Source organism: Pseudoalteromonas sp. APC 3355 (genome assembly GCF_030407615.1).
GTDB classification, from domain to species: domain Bacteria; phylum Pseudomonadota; class Gammaproteobacteria; order Enterobacterales; family Alteromonadaceae; genus Pseudoalteromonas; species Pseudoalteromonas distincta.
The window spans coordinates 376,067-394,341 of the sequence record NZ_JASDDB010000002.1 but is presented as its reverse complement, the minus strand read 5'-3'; the positions used below and the strand labels follow the sequence as shown (position 1 = coordinate 394,341).

The following is an 18,275-nucleotide window of genomic DNA, read 5'->3' as shown; positions in this document are numbered from 1 at the left end:
CTTAATTACTTCTTTTGGTAAATAATACCAGGGTTGCACCTAACCATATCAAATTCAGTACTTAGGCCAGTTAGGGACTCTGACGCGCCTAAAAATAGGTAACCGTTTGGATTTAACGCTTGTGCAAACTGGTTAATAATTTTAGCTTTTATTTCAGGCGCAAAATAAATTAGTACATTTCGGCAAAAAATAATATCAAACTTGCCCATTAACGCGTAAGAATCAAGCAGATTTAAATGCCTAAAACTAACTTGTTTTTTTATTGTATCGTTTACTTGTGCCATACCGTTGCCGCTGTCTTTAAAAAACTTTTTACGACGCTCTGCAGATAACCCTCTGGCGAGTGCCAGCGCGTCATACTCTGCATTTTTACACATATCAAGCATGGTATTAGATATGTCGGTACCGATAATTTGTGCCCCCATACGAAGCACACCTGGTTGCTTAGCATTAAATTCAGCAACCGACATAGCTATTGAGTAAGGTTCTTGGCCTGACGAGCTGGCAGCAGACCAAATTTTTAAAGGTCTTCTTAAATCTTTAAATTCAGGGAAAAGCTTGTTTTGGAGTAACTCAAATGGGTATTGATCTCTAAACCACAAAGTTTCGTTGGTGGTCATTGCATCAACCACAGCGGCTCTTAATTGCCGCTCATGAGGCCCGAGAGTTTTACTAACCAATTCCGATAAAGATCCCACATTAAATCGAGTCATTAACGGAGCAAGTCGGCTTTTAACTAAATACTGTTTATTTTCACCTAAAACAATGCCGCATTGCTGCTCTAAAAACGAACGAAACTGGTCGTATTCACTTTGCTGCAAATCTTTATTATTCAAGTTAGTAGCACCTATTTTTGTTAATCACAATGAACCCACTTTTTAACCGCTGTTGCTAATTCATCTGGGTTAAATTTAGCAATAAAGTCATCTGCCCCTACTTTTTCAATCATCGCTTGGTTAAAAACACCACTCAAAGAGGTATGCAAAATAACATGCAAAGGTGCAAGTTTGGGATCTGCTTTTATTTCAGCTGTTAAGGTATAGCCGTCCATTTCTGGCATTTCAACGTCTGAGATAAGTAATGCTACTCGCTCTGTAATATCATTTTTACAATCAAGCTCTGCTATTTCTTTAAGCCTAATTAAAGCTTCCTTACCATTTTTAGCAAGCTCTGTTTGAACACCTAGCGGCTCTAAGGCACGTTTAACTTGATTACGCGCAACAGCAGAGTCATCTGCAATAAATACGATACGTTCGCCTAAATCTCTTTGAATATCGCCACTTTGTGCAACTTCAGCACTTACTTCTGTGTTTACTGGGCAAATTTCGTTGAGAATTTTTTCTACATCGAGAATCTCGACTAATTCATTTTCGATTTCGGTCACTGCTGTTAAATATGAATAACGTCCGGCGCCTGATGGCGGTGGCATTATTTTTTCCCAATTCATATTTACAATACGTTCAACTCCGCCCACTAAAAACCCTTGCACAGAGCGATTGTATTCAGCAATGATTATAAAGCTGTCTTTAATGTTGTCGATTGGGCGCCCACCTACAGCCATTGATAAATCAATAACCGAAATGGTTTGACCACGAATATGTGCAACACCACGAATATACGGATTAGATTTTGGCATGCTTGTTAGTGGAGGGCATTGCAGCACTTCTCTCACTTTAAATACATTAATACCAAAACGCTGACGCCCTCTGAGCTTAAATAAAAGTAATTCTAGGCGGTTCTGCCCAACCAACTGTGTGCGTTGGTTTACTGAGTCTAAAATGCCTGCCATTCAAATCTCCTAAAGAAAACAAATAATACGGAACGATAATTGCTTTCTATTTATAAAGCTACATAACATCGCGGGTGCGTCTACTTTTTGACGCAAAATATTTATACCCTGTTTGAAACCATAAGCATAGTCGAAACATTATGAGTTTGTTAAAAAAAATCAGAAGATACAGTGTTTTTTATTTTGTTACTAGCTTGTGCTTTGTATTCCCTTTGCAAGCTAAAGTGTTTAGTAAAGATTTATTACAAGACATGGCCGTTGCTTACATAGCTAAGCAAATTGGTACATTACAAAATACTAATACTGAATTAAGTGCTCTGCCTTTAGACAGTCGCATTCCTGATCGTGTCTGTAATACAGAGCTTGAATTATCAACATCCGATGAGCCACCATTTAACCGCCAAGTAACCTTACAAGCTAAGTGCAATGATGCGCAAACGTGGGCTCAATACGTTCATGTAAGAGTTGTTGAAATGGCTCCAGTTGTTGTTGCCACTGCTAATTTAACCCGCGGTGAAGTAATAACTAAATCGCATTTAAGTATTGAAATGAAACCAACTCACTTTGTACGAATACAGTACTTAGATGATCCCACAATGCTAATAGGTAGTAGAAGTAAACGAAATATTAGAAGTGGTATGCCAGTATTACTAAACCAAATTTGCATGGTGTGTAAAGGTGACTCTGTTAATATTTACGCAAACCTGAGGGGTCTTAGAATTAAAACCACAGGTATTGCTTTAGAAGACGGTACTTTGGGCGAACAGATACAAATAAAAAACAAAAAATCAGGTAAAGTTTTAAATGCGCGAGTAGATGGTGTAGAGTCTGTTCAGGTGAATATTTAATTTAGATTTATACTAAAGTATCCTACGTATATGCCGATAACATGGCATAAGTTGGGTAATATACGGGTTTATTATTATGGTTAATCAAGTTAATGGCAGTAATCAACAAGCTAATGCGTTAACAAATGCAAAGCAGCAACAAGTTGATTTAAAAAAAGATAACGCAAATACACAAGCTGCTCAGGCCCCTTCGCCTAAAGCTGCAAGTGATTCTGTAAGTTTAACGCCGCAAGCGCAGCAATTAAAAACGCTTCAAGATAAAGCACAGCAATCGCCTGGCTTTGACAGCGATAAAGTTGCTGAGCTAAAAAAAGCAATAACTGAAGGTAAATACCAAGTGGACAGTGAAAAGCTTGCTAAAAACTTAGCTGATTTTGAGTTTAACGTGTATGGCTGATCATAATAGTTTAATTAGCGTAAAGCTAAACCAACAAGTAAGTTGTTTAGACTCTTTACACACGCTATTAAACGATGAGCTTACTGCTATTGCCTCACGACGTGGTGCTGGTCTAAAAGAAATTGCCCAACAAAAAATGTCTTTTTTAACTAAGCTAAGCACTCTAGATAAAGAGCTAAGTAAGCTAATTGCCAGTAACGATACACAAAATCCTGAAATATCTGAGCTAATAAGCCAAGTTAAAACTCAACTTGCGCAATGCCAAAAACAAAATAATGTTAATGCTCATGCTGCCCGTCAAGCGCAGCTTAGTGTTAAACAATTAAAAGAGATATTAATTGGCGCACCAACGTCAATGACCTACGACCAAGCCGGTAAATCTGTAAATACCGAGAGTAAACTGGTTCGTAATTTAAAAGCGTAAGCCCAAAATTTTACATTAAAAAAGCCTTATTGATTTATCAATAAGGCTTTTTTAATGTCCTTTGTTCTTAAATTTCGTTATAAATAATATTAATTTGCTTAATAATGTAAGCCCCCTTAAAAAATAATTAAGAGGGCTTTATTGATATTAAATATCCGTTTGATTATTACTACTTTCAATTAAGTGTTTAATCATCTCTTCCGATTGATTTTGTACATCAACCGCAGGTGCTGCTGCATCAATGCTTCCTCCACTTTGAGCTGGAGTATAAGCAATTGCAGAGCCTTCATCCTCAACCAGTGTATTTAGCGCTATAAGCTGCTCTGCATCTTCATCAATGATTACGTCATTAATATTAAGCGGTTCAGCCGAACTCACTTGCACAGTTTGCTCAGGTGCTGATAGACCACTCAAGTTACCTAAATCAATCGTTTCAGTGCTTAATACGTTATTGCTTGAAACTTCATTAGGGGTTGTATCGCCTAAAGCCGACTCCTCACTAAATGATTCAGGGATTGTGTCGCCGGAAGCAGCGCTTGCACTGCTTCCTGCGCTAGCAAGTTGTGGGTCGTTTCCTTGGTCAATAATATTGTCATTAATATCCTTAATTAAATAATTACCGGCTTCATCAACTGTGATAAAGCGATAATCAGACCAAGAACCTAAATCAAGAACTGATAATAATGAACTCCAATTTCCATTCTCATCAGGTTGAATTTCTCTAGCGCTTTCTAGCACATTTAAGTTTAGGTTTAACACCTCAAGGCCAAGTAGGTTTGCTCCTACAACATATACACTATTTCCTTCTTCTACTGTGCCTTCTGCAGTTAAACCTATTCCTAGTAAGCCCCAGTAATAGTTAGACACTTCGAAGTCTACCGGCGTTGAGTCAATCACTAACCCAGATAAGCTTCCACTTGAAGTAACATTTCCAGATTCATCAGTAGCGGTAGCCGTTACAGTGTATACTCCATCAAGTAAGTCATTGTCTGGTGATACGCTCCATACACCTGTCTCACCTGCTGTTGTATCCTTGGTTACCACAGTACCGCTTTCATCTATAAAGCTTACGGTAATATCTTCATTTGCTCCTGCGGTACCGGTGATCTTAGGTGTGCTATCGGCTGTTAATTCTAAACCAGAGTTAATTACTATGCCTGAATCAACTATGCTGCTTATTGATTGCTCGCCAATATTACCTGCATTATCAAGTACGCTTACATCAACGCTGTAATTCCCTTCACTAAGAGGCTGCGAAGCTGTAACAATCCACGACCCGTCTGTGTTTACTGTTGTTGAAACATTGTGTGTTTCACCTAGTGCGTCAGTAAACATCACCATAACTGCAGCTCCCGCAAAACTTCCGGTTACCGAGCCTGTAATAGTCGGTGTGGTATCTTGGCCTACTGCAATAGAGTCTATAAATACAATAGGTGCTGTGTAATCAGTACTTGAAACCATGGTATCGCTTGATGAGTTTCCTGCAGCATCACTAACTGTTGCAGTAGCAGTAAAACCGCCTTCACTAAGCGGCGTAACAGCTGTGACTGACCAAGTTCCGTTACCTGCCACTTGCGCAGTTAATGTTTGCGAATCACTATTAGCATCAGTAAGTACTACGCTTATGGTTGTACCTGCTGGAGCATCACTTGTACCTGTAATTGTTGGCAGTGAGTTATTCGTAACTGCAAGTTCATTAACTTCAATTGTGGGCGGTGTTAAATCAACTATGCCATCAAGGCTTGTAGAGCTTGTAAGGCCAAAGTTTTCGACTGTCGCATCAACTGTAAAAGCACCTTCAGCTAGTGGCGTGCTCGGTATTAATGTCCATACAACACCAAGTGCTTGAGTGTTATAGGTTGTTGCATTACCACTGCTATCTGTAATAACAACTTCTACATTACCGTTTATTACGTCGGTAGTACCACTAATAGTAGGGGTTGTATCGCTTGTATCTATTATTGGATTGATTAGTAGGCTCGGTAAAGTGGTACTAACAGTGCCAGTTTGCGTTACTGTGGCTATATTTCCAGCATCATCAATACTAATAGCTTCTATGGTTAAATCGCCCTCAGCAAGTAAAGGGGTAACAACAAACCACGTGCCATCTCCTAATACTGTTGTAGTAACTTCATAAAGTGTGTTTGTAGAGTCGGTAATATTAACTGTGATTAAGCTACCGGTTTCTTCGTCACTGGTGCCAGTAATAGTAGGCGTTAATGTATTAAGTACACCAAAGGCGTCTATTTCTAACGATGGCGGTATGGTATCAATCGTCACTTGCTCAGTAACAGACTGGCCTACATTACCCGCAGCATCAGTAATACTTGCGAATACACTATATATACCATCAGGTAGGCTAGTGGTTACTAATGACCACGTGCCATCGCTACCAACAAGGGCATCAAATACTGTTGCGTTGCCGTTACTATCTATCACAGTTACATCAATGTCTGTGCCTTGAGCTTCTTCAGAAGTACCAGAAATAGTTAGAATGTCAGTATTGCTGATGCTCAACGGTAAAATATCTACCACAGGCACTAACGTATCAACAACAAACTCAAGCGTTTGTGTTACTACATTACCAGCATCATCAGTGATACTCACGTTGGCAACATGCTGCCCTTCAGTCAGCGCATCAACTTCCAGTGAAAATAGACCTGCTGCATTCACTGTTGTTGTTAGTACTGAGCCTCCGTCCAGCTGAATCTCTACCACACCGTTAATTAAATCACTGGTCCCTTGAATAATTGGAGTAGAATCTGACGTTGTACCAATTACTTGCAAATTAAGCGTTGGCGAGATGGTATCTACTACACTGCTTAGCAGCTCTGTAGCTGTGATCCCTACTTCACTTAATACATTTACAGTTACAGTAAACACGCCCTCAGCAAGTGATTGAGGAACTTGTACAAGCCATGAATTATCTGCCTGCACTATGGCAACCAAATCTTGTGCTATGTTATCGCTATCTACCACTCTAACTAGCACTTCAGTGCCTGGTGCTTGGTCGGTCGTACCGCTAATTATCGGCAAATCTCCCTGGCCAGTAGTAAAGTCAACTACCGCATTAAGTAATGGCGTTGAAGCATCTACATCAGCCGTTGTAATAGTGGTGGTGTTACCCGCTTCATCAGTTGCAGAGGCTTCAACAACCGATAAGCCAATAATATTAACCGCTAGGCCTAATAACACCCAATCGCCATTGGCATCAGTTGTTACATCGTATGTTAAATCGAGTAAATCACCTGCAAGCTCTAGAGTAACCGTAACGGTTTTACCTTCGCCCAAATCAGATGTGCCAGATAAAGAAACCAACTGACCTAATAGGAACGAAGGCACAATAGTAAGCTCTGGCCCTACTGTATCTACTTCGCCACCCGTTTTACTATCAACAGAGGTATTTCCTGCGCTATCAGTAATCGTTGCCGAAACACTGTAAACACCTTCTGCTAATTCGTTGTCTGCAGCGGCTTGCCAGTCTCCATTAGCATCCGTTTGCACGGTAATTTGATGAGAAACTCCAGCAGAATCAGTAAAGGTAACAATAACGTTTGTATTTGCCTCGTTAGACGTACCTGTAATCAATGGAGTGCTATCTTGAGTTAGTATTAATGAACTTTGATCAATACTAATTTCGGGAGCAATTGTATCAATGGTTGCTGTATTTGTTGCATCCCCGGTATTACCCGCGCTGTCAGTAACAAATACTTCAACTGAATAATCTCCTTGTGATAGAGAGCTAGTTGCCTCTACAGACCATACACCACCCGTTTGAACTGTTGTATTTACAGTATGCTTATTCCCGAGTGCATCGGTAAATATCACAGCAACTGCATCACCTACCATGGCACCTGTCACGCTCCCTGAAATACTTGGAGTTAGATCGGTACTTCCAACAATATCGTTAATAGTCACAACAGGTGCTGTTATATCAACTTCCCCTGTAATAGTTGTGTTTACAGGATTACCTGCAGTATCTGTTGTTGAAGCTGAAACCGTGTAAGTGCCCTCGCTCAACTCTGTACTTGCAGCGACTGACCATGTGCCATTTGCACCAACAGTAGCATTAACCGTTTGCTCGACACCTAAGCTATCTGTAATTAAAATAGCGACTATGGCGCCTTGTGGAGCTGTAGTTGTGCCTGAAATTGTTGGCGTTGTATCATTTGAAATTGTAAGCGGTGTAATATTAAGGGCTGGTGGAGTTAAATCGATAACACCGCTACCTGTTGTATTACTCGTTAAGCCTCCTTCAGTTACACTTGCCGAAACAGTAAATTCACCTTCAGGTAGAATATCTGTCGCATCAACACTCCAGATCCCACCTACCACAGTTGTAGTTACAGTATGTGAAACGTTATTAACGTCAGTTATGACAACCGTGATTTCTGTATTATCTGCCGCACTACTTGTACCTGATATTGCTGGTGTTTGATCGTTTGTATCAACAATTGTATTAATATTAATTGTAGGCGCATTGGTATTTAACATTGCGGTACTATTTGCAACTGATTCATTCCCTGCGGCATCAGTAACACTTGCAGAAACTGTAACTTCACCATCAGTCAGTGCATCTGTAATATCTACAGTCCAAGCACCACCTGCACCAACAACAGTTGTGTAAGTCTCGGTACTATCTCCATCGGTCACAGTTACTGTAATACTCGTGTTTTCAGGTTCATTGGATGTGCCTGAAACAGTTGGCGTGCTGTCATTAATTGTACCTAATGCGTTTATAGTAATACTTGGTGCTTGAGTATCAATAAAGCTCGAGCCTGTATCCACTCCTTGATTGCCAGCATCATCGGTAATACTTACCTCTACATCATAATTACCATCAGGCAAACTTGGCGCTGTAACTTGCCAATCGCCGTTAGCATCAACTATTGCGGTTAAAGTATGTATATCACCGTTGCTATCTGTAATGACTATATCGACCACCGTATCCTGTGGTTCAGTTGAAGTACCATTTATAACTGGTGTCTCAGTGTTAAATACAGTTATGTCATTAAGTACAATAACAGGTACTTGGGTATCAATTGTTAAATCAATAGTCGTGCTGCTGGTATTATTAGCGTCATCGGTAATACTTACTTGCGCCGTATAATCACCATCAACAAGTGCTACGGGGACATCTACTTGCCAATTGCCATCAGTACCCACTGTTGCTGTTAGTGTTTGACCGCCGATAAGGATGGTTACATCAGCACCAATCTCATTACTCGTGCCTGAAATTGTAGGGGTTGTATCTATTGTCGCGTTAACTTCGTTCACAATTAATGAAGGAGCAACGCTATCTATTTCACCTTGAGCCTGCTGCGTTGTTAAATTACCAACACTGTCTCTAACCTCTGCAACAACAGTGTATTGACCTTGCGCTAGCTCTGCTGGTACATCTGCTGACCAACTGCCATCGGCTTGAACAATCGCAGTAAACTCTTGGCTTTGCCCTGCACTATCGGTGACAGTCACATCAATTACAGTGCCTTGCCCCATATCGGTGGTTCCGCTAATTACTGGCGTACTGTCATTAGATAAAGCATCAACACTAACGGTTAGTTCTGGCGCTACGTTATCAAAATCAAGTGTATTGATTGTTCTTACATTACCGGCGGCATCCGTTGCACTGGCAGTCACATAGGCAAGGTTTAGTAATGGTACTGTTATGTTTGCAAGCCCCCACGTACCATCAGGATTTGTTGTCGCTGTATAAGTTGCACCAACTAATCCCCCAACTAGGTACTCTGTAATAGTGATTACAGAGCCTCCCGGTAAATCAGAATCCCCCGAAAGAGAAACTAAATTACCTAATAAAAACGATGGAATAATTTCAAGATCCGGAGCGGTTATATCCACTTCGCCAGTGTCTGTACCTGTGCCGGTGTTGCCCGCTGCATCAGTGATGCTGGCGCTGACGCTGTAATTACCTTCGGCTAAATCAGTCGTTGGTGTCGCACTCCAGTTACCATTGGCATCGGTTTGTACATCAATGCTTTGCACTGCATTTGCTGCATCTGTAAACGTCACCGTGATGGTGCTGTTAGGTGCATCACTGGTGCCTGTCACAGTTGGCGTGCTGTCGTTGGTGAGTACTGGCGCATCTACACTCACACTTGGTGCTGTGGTATCAATGGTGCCGTTGCCGGTAATATCGGTGCTGTTACCTGCCACATCGCTAATACTTGCTTCGATGCTATATGGTCCTTCAGCCAGTGCAGTCGGTACTTCAACTGAGAAGTTGCCATCAGCATCCACAGTGGTGGTGAACGTTTGTGTATTGCCTTGATCGTCCACTACGGTGAAGTTAATAACCGTGCCTTCAACCGCATCACTTGTGCCACTGAGTGTCGGGGTGATGTCATTACTTGAGCCTGGGCTGGTAAGTACAAGTGTCGGTGCAGTGGTATCTATTTCACCCGCGCCTGTGGCGATGGTGTCGTTGCCTGCCACATCTTCAACACTCGCGCTAATGGTGTATGCACCTTCTGCGAGTGCTATCGGTACAGGGATTGACCACGTGCCATTGGCTAGTACAGTGGCGCTCATTGTTTGCGCTGCGCCGCTGCTGTCGGTGACAACAATGGTTACTTCACTGCCTTGCGGTGCATCGCTGGTACCTGCAATCGTTGGCGTGGTGTCGTTGCCTACACCGTTGTCGGTAATAACAAGGCTCGGGCCAGTAAGGTCTATCTGACCTGTCTCGGTGGCGCTGCCGATATTACCCAGTCCATCATCTACCTGTGCGGTAACAGTATATTCGCCTTCGGCTAAATCAGTTGGTGCATCGACACTCCATACCCCACCCGTTACGGTCGTATCAACAGTCGTAATATTCCCTGCACTGTCTTCAAACGTTAAGCTAATGGTGGTGTTATCTGCCGCATCGCTTGTACCATTAATGGTTGGGGTGGTGTCGTTGGTGTCAACCAGTGCATTAATACTAATGCTTGGGGCCGTGGTGTTGAGTGTTGCGGTTTCACTTAATGTAGTGGTATTACCGGCGTTATCACTAACGCTTGCTTCAATAATGAGTGGACCATCAGTTAACGCGTTCGGTACATCTGCTGACCAGCTGCCATCGGCTTGTACTGTTGCAGTAAACGTTTCTGTATTATCTGCATCCGTGACGTTAATCGTTATAACCGTGCCTGCTGGCGCGTTCGATGTCCCGCTAATTGTTGGCGTGCTGTTATTCGTGGCACCGACTGTGTCTAACGTCAGTGTTGGCGCTAAGGTATCTAGGTTGCCCGTTTGTGTTGCACCACCGGTGTTGCCTGCATCATCGGTGATACTGGCTTGCACGGTGTAGCTTCCATCAGGTAATTCAGGGCTGGTCGCTTGCCAGTCACCGTTTGCATCCACGGTGGCGGTGATGGGGTGTTCATCACCGTTACTGTCGGTAATAACAATGTTTACAACCGTGCCTTCAGGCTCTGTTGAGGTACCACTAACAACTGGGGTGCTATCGTTGCCAAGGCCCAGTACATCAACGGTGACGGTTGGCGTAATAGTATCCACATTACCACTGCTGTTTGCTGTGCTCTCGTTGCCTGCCGCATCAGTAATACTCGCGCTTACAGTAAAGTCACCTTGTGCAAGGGCGCCTGGAATCTCAATGTTCCAGTGGCCATCGCTGCCAACTAGGGTCTCAATGGTTTGCACAGCGCCTGCGCTGTCGGTGATGGTGAGTGTAACAGTGCCACCAATTTCATTACTGGTGCCCTGAAGCTCTGGTGTTAAGTCGCTAACATCGCCTACGTTTTGAATGGTGAGCGTTGGCGCTTGCGTGTCGATGGTACTGGTATCACTCACTGTAGTTTCATTGCCGACACTGTCGCGTACACTCACTTCAATGGTGCTTTGACCTTCACTTAATGGTGTGGTTGGAGTGGCACTCCAATTACCATCCGCATCAACAAGGGCGGTGATGGTTTGTGGGTTGCCGTTGCTGTCGGTAACGACTATGGTCACTTGTGCACCCTCGCCCGCATCACTTGTGCCGCTTATGATTGGCGTGTTGCTATTACTTTGTGCTGCAACATCAACCGTGAGTGTTGGCGGTGTATTATCAAAGTCATCTGAGCTAATTGTACGGGTATTACCTGCGGCATCGGTCGCTGTGGCGATCACTGAGCCAACATCAAGTAACGATACATCTAATCCGACTAATGACCAGTTGCCATCCGCATCTGTTGTAGTGGTGTATGTTGCACCAATACCACCGCCTACCAGTTGCTCGGTAATGGTAATTTCACTGCCTGCTGGCAAGTCAGACGTACCACTTAATGTGACTAATAAGCCAAGCTCAAAGGTCGGCGTAAAGGCAAGTGCCGGTGGAGTAATATCCACTTCACCACTGTCTGTGCCTGTGCCGGTGTTACCTGCCGCATCGGTGATGCTGGCGCTGACGCTATAATTACCTTCGGCTAAATCAGTCGTTGGTGCCGCACTCCAGTTACCATTGGCATCGGTTTGTACATCAATGCTTTGAGTGGCATTTGCTGCATCTGTAAACGTCACCGTGATGGTGCTGTTAGGTGCATCACTAGTGCCTGTAACTGTGGGCGTGCTGTCGTTGGTGAGTACTGGCGCATCTACACTCACACTTGGTGCTGTGGTATCAATGGTGCCGTTGCCGGTAATAGCGGTGCTGTTGCCTGCCACATCGCTAATACTTGCTTCGATGCTATATGGTCCTTCTGCCAAGGCAGTCGGTACTTCCACTGAGAAGTTGCCATCGGCATCCACCGTGGTCGTAAAGGTTTGTGTATTGCCTTGATCGTCCACTACGGTGAAGTTAATAACCGTGCCCTCAACGGCATCGCTTGTGCCGCTGAGTGTCGGGGTGATGTCATTACTTGAACCAGGATTCGTTAGGAGCAGTGTCGGTGCAGTCGTGTCTACTTCACCAGTGCCTGTGGCAGTGGCTTCGTTGCCTGCGGCATCGCTCACACTGGCGCTCACTGTAAAGGTGCCTTCAGCCAGCACTTGCGTGGCAGCTACGCTCCATGTGCCATTAACCCCTAATGTGGTCGTTACGGTATGAGTAATATTATTACTGTCGGTGATTTCAACGCTCACGGTGCTGCCTTGTGGCGCATTCGCTGTGCCGGTGATCGTAGGTGTTGTGTCATCAGTCACTGTTACATCATTTACGGCAATATTAGGAATGGTCGTATCCACTACGCCATTTTCTGTTGCTGTACTTGTATTGCCGCTTCCATCTGTAACACTCGCTTCAACTTCATAACTGCCTTCAGCCAATTCAACAGGAGCTTCAACACTCCAGATACCGTCTGCAACAGTTGTTTGTACCGTGTTTGTTATGTCATTACTGTCCGTGAAACTGACGGTGATAATAGTGCCATTTGCTGCACTGCTGGTACCGCTCACATTCGGCGTTGTATCATTTGTATCCATTAATGCATCAATATTAATACTCGGTGCATTGGTATCCAATGTTGCGCCTTCACTTAACGTGGTGGTGTTGCCTGCACTGTCACTGACGCTTGCTTCGATAGTGAGTGGACCATCAGTTAACGCGTTCGGTACATCTGCTGACCAACTGCCATCGGCTTGTACTGTTGCAGTAAACGTTTCTGTATTATCTGCATCCGTGACGTTAATCGTTATAACCGTGCCTGCTGGCGCGTTCGATGTCCCGCTAATTGTTGGCGTGCTGTTATTCGTGGCACCGACTGTGTCTAACGTCAGTGTCGGCGCTAAGGTATCTAAGTTGCCTGTTTGTGTTGCACCACCGGTGTTGCCTGCATCATCGGTGATACTGGCTTGCACGGTGTAGCTTCCATCCGGTAATTCAGGGCTGGTTGCTTGCCAGTCACCGTTTGCATCCACGGTGGCGGTGATTGGGTGTTCATCACCGTTACTGTCAGTAATAACAATGTTTACAACGGTGCCTTCAGGCTCTGTTGAAGTACCACTAACAACTGGGGTGCTATCGTTGCCAAGGCCCAGTGCATCAACGGTGACGATTGGCGTAATAGTATCCACATTACCACTGCTGTTTGCGGTGCTCTCGTTGCCTGCCGCATCAGTAATACTCGCGCTTACAGTAAAGTCACCTTGTGCAAGGGCACCTGGAATCTCAATGTTCCAGTGGCCATCGCTGCCAACTAGGGTCTCAATGGTTTGCACAGCGCCTGCGCTGTCGGTGATGGTGAGTGTAACAGTGCCACCAATTTCATTACTGGTGCCCTGCAGCTCTGGTGTTAAGTCGCTAACATCGCCTACGTTTTGAATGGTGAGTATTGGCGCTTGCGTGTCGATAGTGGTGGTATCACTCACTGTAGTTTCGTTGCCAACACTGTCGCGTACACTTACTTCGATGGTGCTTTGACCTTCACTTAATGGTGTGGTTGGAGTGGCACTCCAATTACCATCCGCATCAACAAGGGCGGTGATGGTTTGTGGGTTGCCGTTGCTGTCGGTAATGACTATCGTCACTTGTGCACCTTCGCCCGCATCACTTGTGCCGCTTATGATTGGCGTGTTGCTGTCGCTTTGTGCTGCAACATCAACAGTGAGTGTCGGCGGTGTATTATCAAAGTCATCTGAGCTAATTGTACGGGTATTACCTGCTGCATCGGTCGCTGTGGCGATCACTGAGCCAACATCAAGTAACGATACATCTAATCCGACTAATGACCAATTACCATCGGCATCAGTTGTGGTGGTGTAGGTGGCACCAATGCCACCGCCAACCAGTTGCTCGGTAATGGTAATTTCACTGCCTGCTGGCAAGTCAGAGGTACCACTTAAGGTAACCAATAAACCAAGTTCAAACGTTGGTGTAAAGGCAAGTGCCGGTGGAGTTACATCCACTTCGCCACTGTCTGTACCTGTACCTGTGTTGCCCGCTGCATCGGTGATGCTGGCGCTAACACTGTAATTACCTTCAGCTAAATCAGTCGTTGGTGTCGCACTCCAGTTACCATTGGCATCGGTTTGTACATCAATGCTTTGAGTAGCATTTGCTGCATCTGTAAACGTCACCGTGATGGTGCTGTTAGGTGCATCACTGGTGCCTGTCATAGTTGGCGTGCTGTCATTTGTTAATAATGGCGCATCTACACTCACACTTGGTGCTGTGGTATCAATGGTGCCGTTGCCGGTAATATCGGTGCTGTTTCCTGCCACATCGCTAATACTTGCTTCGATGCTATACGGCCCTTCTGCCAGTGCAGTCGGTACTTCTACAGAGAAGTTACCATCGGCATCCACAGTGGTGGTAAACGTTTGTGTATTGCCTTGATCGTCCACTACCGTGAAGTTAATAACGGTGCCTTCAACGGCATCACTTGTGCCACTGAGTGTCGGGGTGATGTCATTACTTGAACCTGGGCTGGTAAGTACAAGTGTCGGTGCAGTGGTATCTATTTCACCTGCGCCTGTGGCGGTGGTGTCGTTGCCTGCGGTATCTTCAACACTCGCGCTAATAGTGTATGTACCTTCTGCAAGTGCTACCGGTACAGGGATTGACCACGTGCCATTGGCTAGTACGGTGGCGCTCATTGTTTGCGCTGCGCCGCTGCTGTCGGTGACAACAATGGTTACTTCACTGCCTTGCGGTGCATCGCTGGTACCTGCAATCGTTGGCGTGGTGTCGTTGCTTACACCGTTGTCTGTAATAACAAGGCTCGGGCCAGTAAGGTCTATCTGACCTGTCTCGGTGGCGCTGCCGATATTACCTAGACCATCATCTACCTGTGCGGTGACAGTATATTCGCCTTCGGCTAAGTCAGTTGGTGCATCGACACTCCATACTCCACCCGTTACGGTCGTATCAACAGTCGTAATATTCCCTGCACTGTCTTCAAACGTTAAGCTAATGGTGGTGTTATCTGCCGCATCGCTTGTACCATTAATGGTTGGGGTGGTGTCGTTGGTGTCAACCAGTGCATTAATACTGATGCTTGGGGCCGTGGTGTTGAGTGTTGCGGTTTCACTTAATGTAGTGGTATTACCGGCGTTATCACTAACGCTTGCTTCAATAGTGAGTGGACCATCAGTTAACGCGTTCGGTACATCTGCTGACCAGCTGCCATCGGCTTGTACTGTTGCAGTAAACGTTTCTGTTGTGGTGCCGTCGCTTACACTGATGTTTATCACTGTGCCCGCTGGCGCATTGCTGCTTCCGCTGATTGTCGGCGTGCTGTCGTTGGTTGCGCCGACTGTGTCTAACGTCAGTGTTGGCGCTAAGGTATCTAGGTTGCCCGTTTGTGTCGCACCACCGGTGTTGCCTGCATCATCGGTGATACTGGCTTGCACGGTGTAGCTTCCATCCGGTAATTCAGGGCTGGTTGCTTGCCAGTCACCGTTTGCATCCACGGTGGCGGTGATTGGGTGTTCATCACCGTTGCTGTCAGTAATAACAATGTTTACAACCGTGCCTTCAGGCTCTGTTGAGGTACCACTAACAACTGGGGTGCTATCGTTACCCAAGCCCAGTGCATCAACGGTGACGATTGGCGTAATAGTATCCACATTACCACTGCTGTTTGCTGTGCTCTCGTTGCCTGCCGCATCGGTAATACTCGCGCTTACAGTAAAATCACCTTGTGCAAGGGCTGTTGACACTTCAATGTTCCAGTGGCCATCGCTGCCAACTAGGGTCTCAATGGTTTGCACAGCGCCTGTGCTGTCGGTGATGGTGAGTGTAACGGTGCCACCAATTTCATTACTGGTGCCCTGCAGCTCTGGTGTTAAATCACTAACATCGCCTACGTTTTGAATCGTGAGTGTTGGCGCTTGCGTGTCTAACGTAATTGTATCTGTAACTGTTGTCGTATTTCCTGCTTCGTCAGATACACTCACTTCGATGGTGTTATCACCTTCATTTAAATCTGTTTGTGGAGTTACTTCCCAGTTACCATTTGTATCTACTGTGGTGGTAAGTGTTTGTTCAACTCCATTTTCATCTGTAATAACAACCGTGATGCTGGTACCAACGTCTGCATCACTAGTGCCTGAAATAGTAGGTGTTGAGTCGTTAGTTACAGTATCAAAGTTAACGGTTAAGCTAGGCCCTGATGTATCTATGATGCCTGTAGCAGTATCTGAAGCGCTATTTCCTGCAGCATCAGATACTTCAGCTTCTACAGAATAATCGCCCGAGGCCAACTCTTGAGAAAGTTCAACACTCCAATTACCATCGGCATCTGTTGTTGTGCTAAATGTGCGAACAACCCCTTGAGAATCAGTAACCGTTAAATTTATAACTGTGCCTGCAACTACGTCAGTTGTGTTACCAGAAATAACCGGTGTTGTATCATTACTTGTTTCTAGTTCATTTACTTGTATGGTTGGAGGCGTAATATCAATTACAGCATCAAGCTCTGCATTTGCGCTTCCACCACCTATGTCTGTTACTGTCGCACTAATTAAAATGGTGCCTTCAGCCAAATCGGCTGGCGGAGTAACACTCCAAAGTCCGTTTTCATCAACAACCGTGGTTAAAGTAATTATTCCACCCGCTGAGTCAGTGATCTGAACTTCAACTTGAGAGCCAACTTGTGCATTAAAAGTATCACCATTTATTTGAGGTGTTTGATCGTTAGTTTCGCCAATAACATCAATGGTAATAGTCAATGCGCTTGTATCAATTGTGCCTGAAGCACTTGCTGTGCCTTCATTACCAGCGCTATCACTAATACTTGCATCTACAGAGTAGGTCCCTTCAGCTAAAGCCGCAGGTACTTCTACTGTCCAACTTCCGTCTGCAATTACTTCTGCTGAAATTGTTTGTACTGCACCATTAGCATCGGTCACTGTTAAAGTTATGGTTGAACCAGCAGGCTCCCCGCTAACCGTGCCTGAAATGGTCGGTGTTGTATCACTCGTATCGCCTAGTGCATTAATAGTAACTATTGGCGCTGTAGTATCAACTTCTCCCGTTGTTGTGGCTGTGGTTTCATTACCTGCGGTATCGGTAACCGATACTTCAACAGTAAATTCACCCTCACTTAATTCGTTAGGTACATCAACACTAAAGGTGCCATCAGCTTGTACTTCAGTGGTAATAGTTTGTGGATTACCTGCTTCATCAGTTACCGTAATAGTAACAACCGTGCCCTCTGGCTCACCCGCTGCGGTGCCCGAAATAGTTGGGGTGGTGTTGTTAGTATCACCTACTGGGTCAATAATAACCGTTGGAGCGGCAGTATCAACTTCGCCTGTTGTTGTTGCGGTAGTTTCATTACCTGCTGTATCGGTAACCGATACTTCAACCGTAAACTCACCTTCACTTAATTCATTTGGTACATCCACACTAAAGCTGCCATCGGCTTGTACTTCTGTGGTAATAGTTTGTGGATTACCAGCTTCATCAGTTACGGTAATAGTAACAACCGTACCCTCTGGCTCACCCGTGGCGGTGCCTGAAATAGTTGGGGTGGTGTCGTTAGTATCACCTACTGGGTCAATAATAACTGTTGGCGCGGCAATATCGACTTCGCCAGTCGTAGTTGCTGTGGTTTCATTACCTGCAGTATCGGTAACCGATACTTCAACAGTAAATTCACCTTCACTTAATTCATTTGGTACATCAATACTAAAAGTGCCGTCAGCTTGTACTTCAGTGGTAATGATTTGTGGGTTACCTGCTTCATCCGTAACTGTAATAGTAACAACCGTGCCCTCTGGCTCACCCGTCGCGGTGCCTGAAATAGTTGGGGTGGTGTTGTTAGTATCACCTACTGGATCAATAATAACTGTTGGCGCGGCAGTATCAACTTCGCCTGTTGTTGTTGCGGTAGTTTCATTACCTGCTGTATCGGTAACCGATACTTCAACCGT

At 44.8% G+C, this 18,275-nt stretch carries 6 protein-coding genes; 3 read left to right on the top strand and 3 right to left on the bottom strand.

Going from position 1 to position 18,275, the window contains the following annotated elements:
* Positions 1–5 precede the first annotated feature (5 nt).
* Both QMA08_RS04975 and QMA08_RS04970 read right to left on the bottom strand, forming a co-directional pair.
* Positions 6–836 (bottom strand): protein-glutamate O-methyltransferase CheR, encoded by an 831-nt coding sequence (locus QMA08_RS04975; protein ID WP_138488696.1) that lies wholly within the window; start codon positions 834–836, stop codon positions 6–8.
* A 20-nt stretch (positions 837–856) separates the two neighbouring features.
* Positions 857–1,789, bottom strand: coding sequence for a chemotaxis protein CheV (locus QMA08_RS04970; protein ID WP_002959434.1), 933 nt, complete (start codon positions 1,787–1,789; stop codon positions 857–859).
* Between the two features lie 140 nt (positions 1,790–1,929).
* On the opposite strand from QMA08_RS04970, the gene flgA reads away from it, so the two are divergent.
* The 3 genes from flgA (at position 1,930) to QMA08_RS04955 (ending at position 3,458) form a co-directional block, all read left to right on the top strand.
* The gene (gene flgA / locus QMA08_RS04965) at positions 1,930–2,637 is read left to right on the top strand and encodes a flagellar basal body P-ring formation chaperone FlgA (protein ID WP_290173825.1); all 708 of its coding nucleotides are present in this window, start codon (positions 1,930–1,932) and stop codon (positions 2,635–2,637) included.
* A 76-nt stretch (positions 2,638–2,713) separates the two neighbouring features.
* The gene (gene flgM, locus QMA08_RS04960) at positions 2,714–3,034 is read left to right on the top strand and encodes a flagellar biosynthesis anti-sigma factor FlgM (protein WP_002959436.1); all 321 of its coding nucleotides are present in this window, start codon (positions 2,714–2,716) and stop codon (positions 3,032–3,034) included.
* Positions 3,027–3,458, top strand: coding sequence for a flagellar protein FlgN (locus QMA08_RS04955; RefSeq protein WP_182672290.1), 432 nt, complete (start codon positions 3,027–3,029; stop codon positions 3,456–3,458). The genes flgM and QMA08_RS04955 overlap by 8 nt, the downstream gene beginning before the upstream one ends.
* 147 nt (positions 3,459–3,605) lie before the next feature.
* On the opposite strand, the gene QMA08_RS04950 is transcribed toward QMA08_RS04955, so the two are convergent.
* A partial coding sequence (locus QMA08_RS04950; RefSeq protein ID WP_290173824.1) for an Ig-like domain-containing protein occupies positions 3,606–18,275 on the bottom strand: 14,670 nt, incomplete at its 5' end.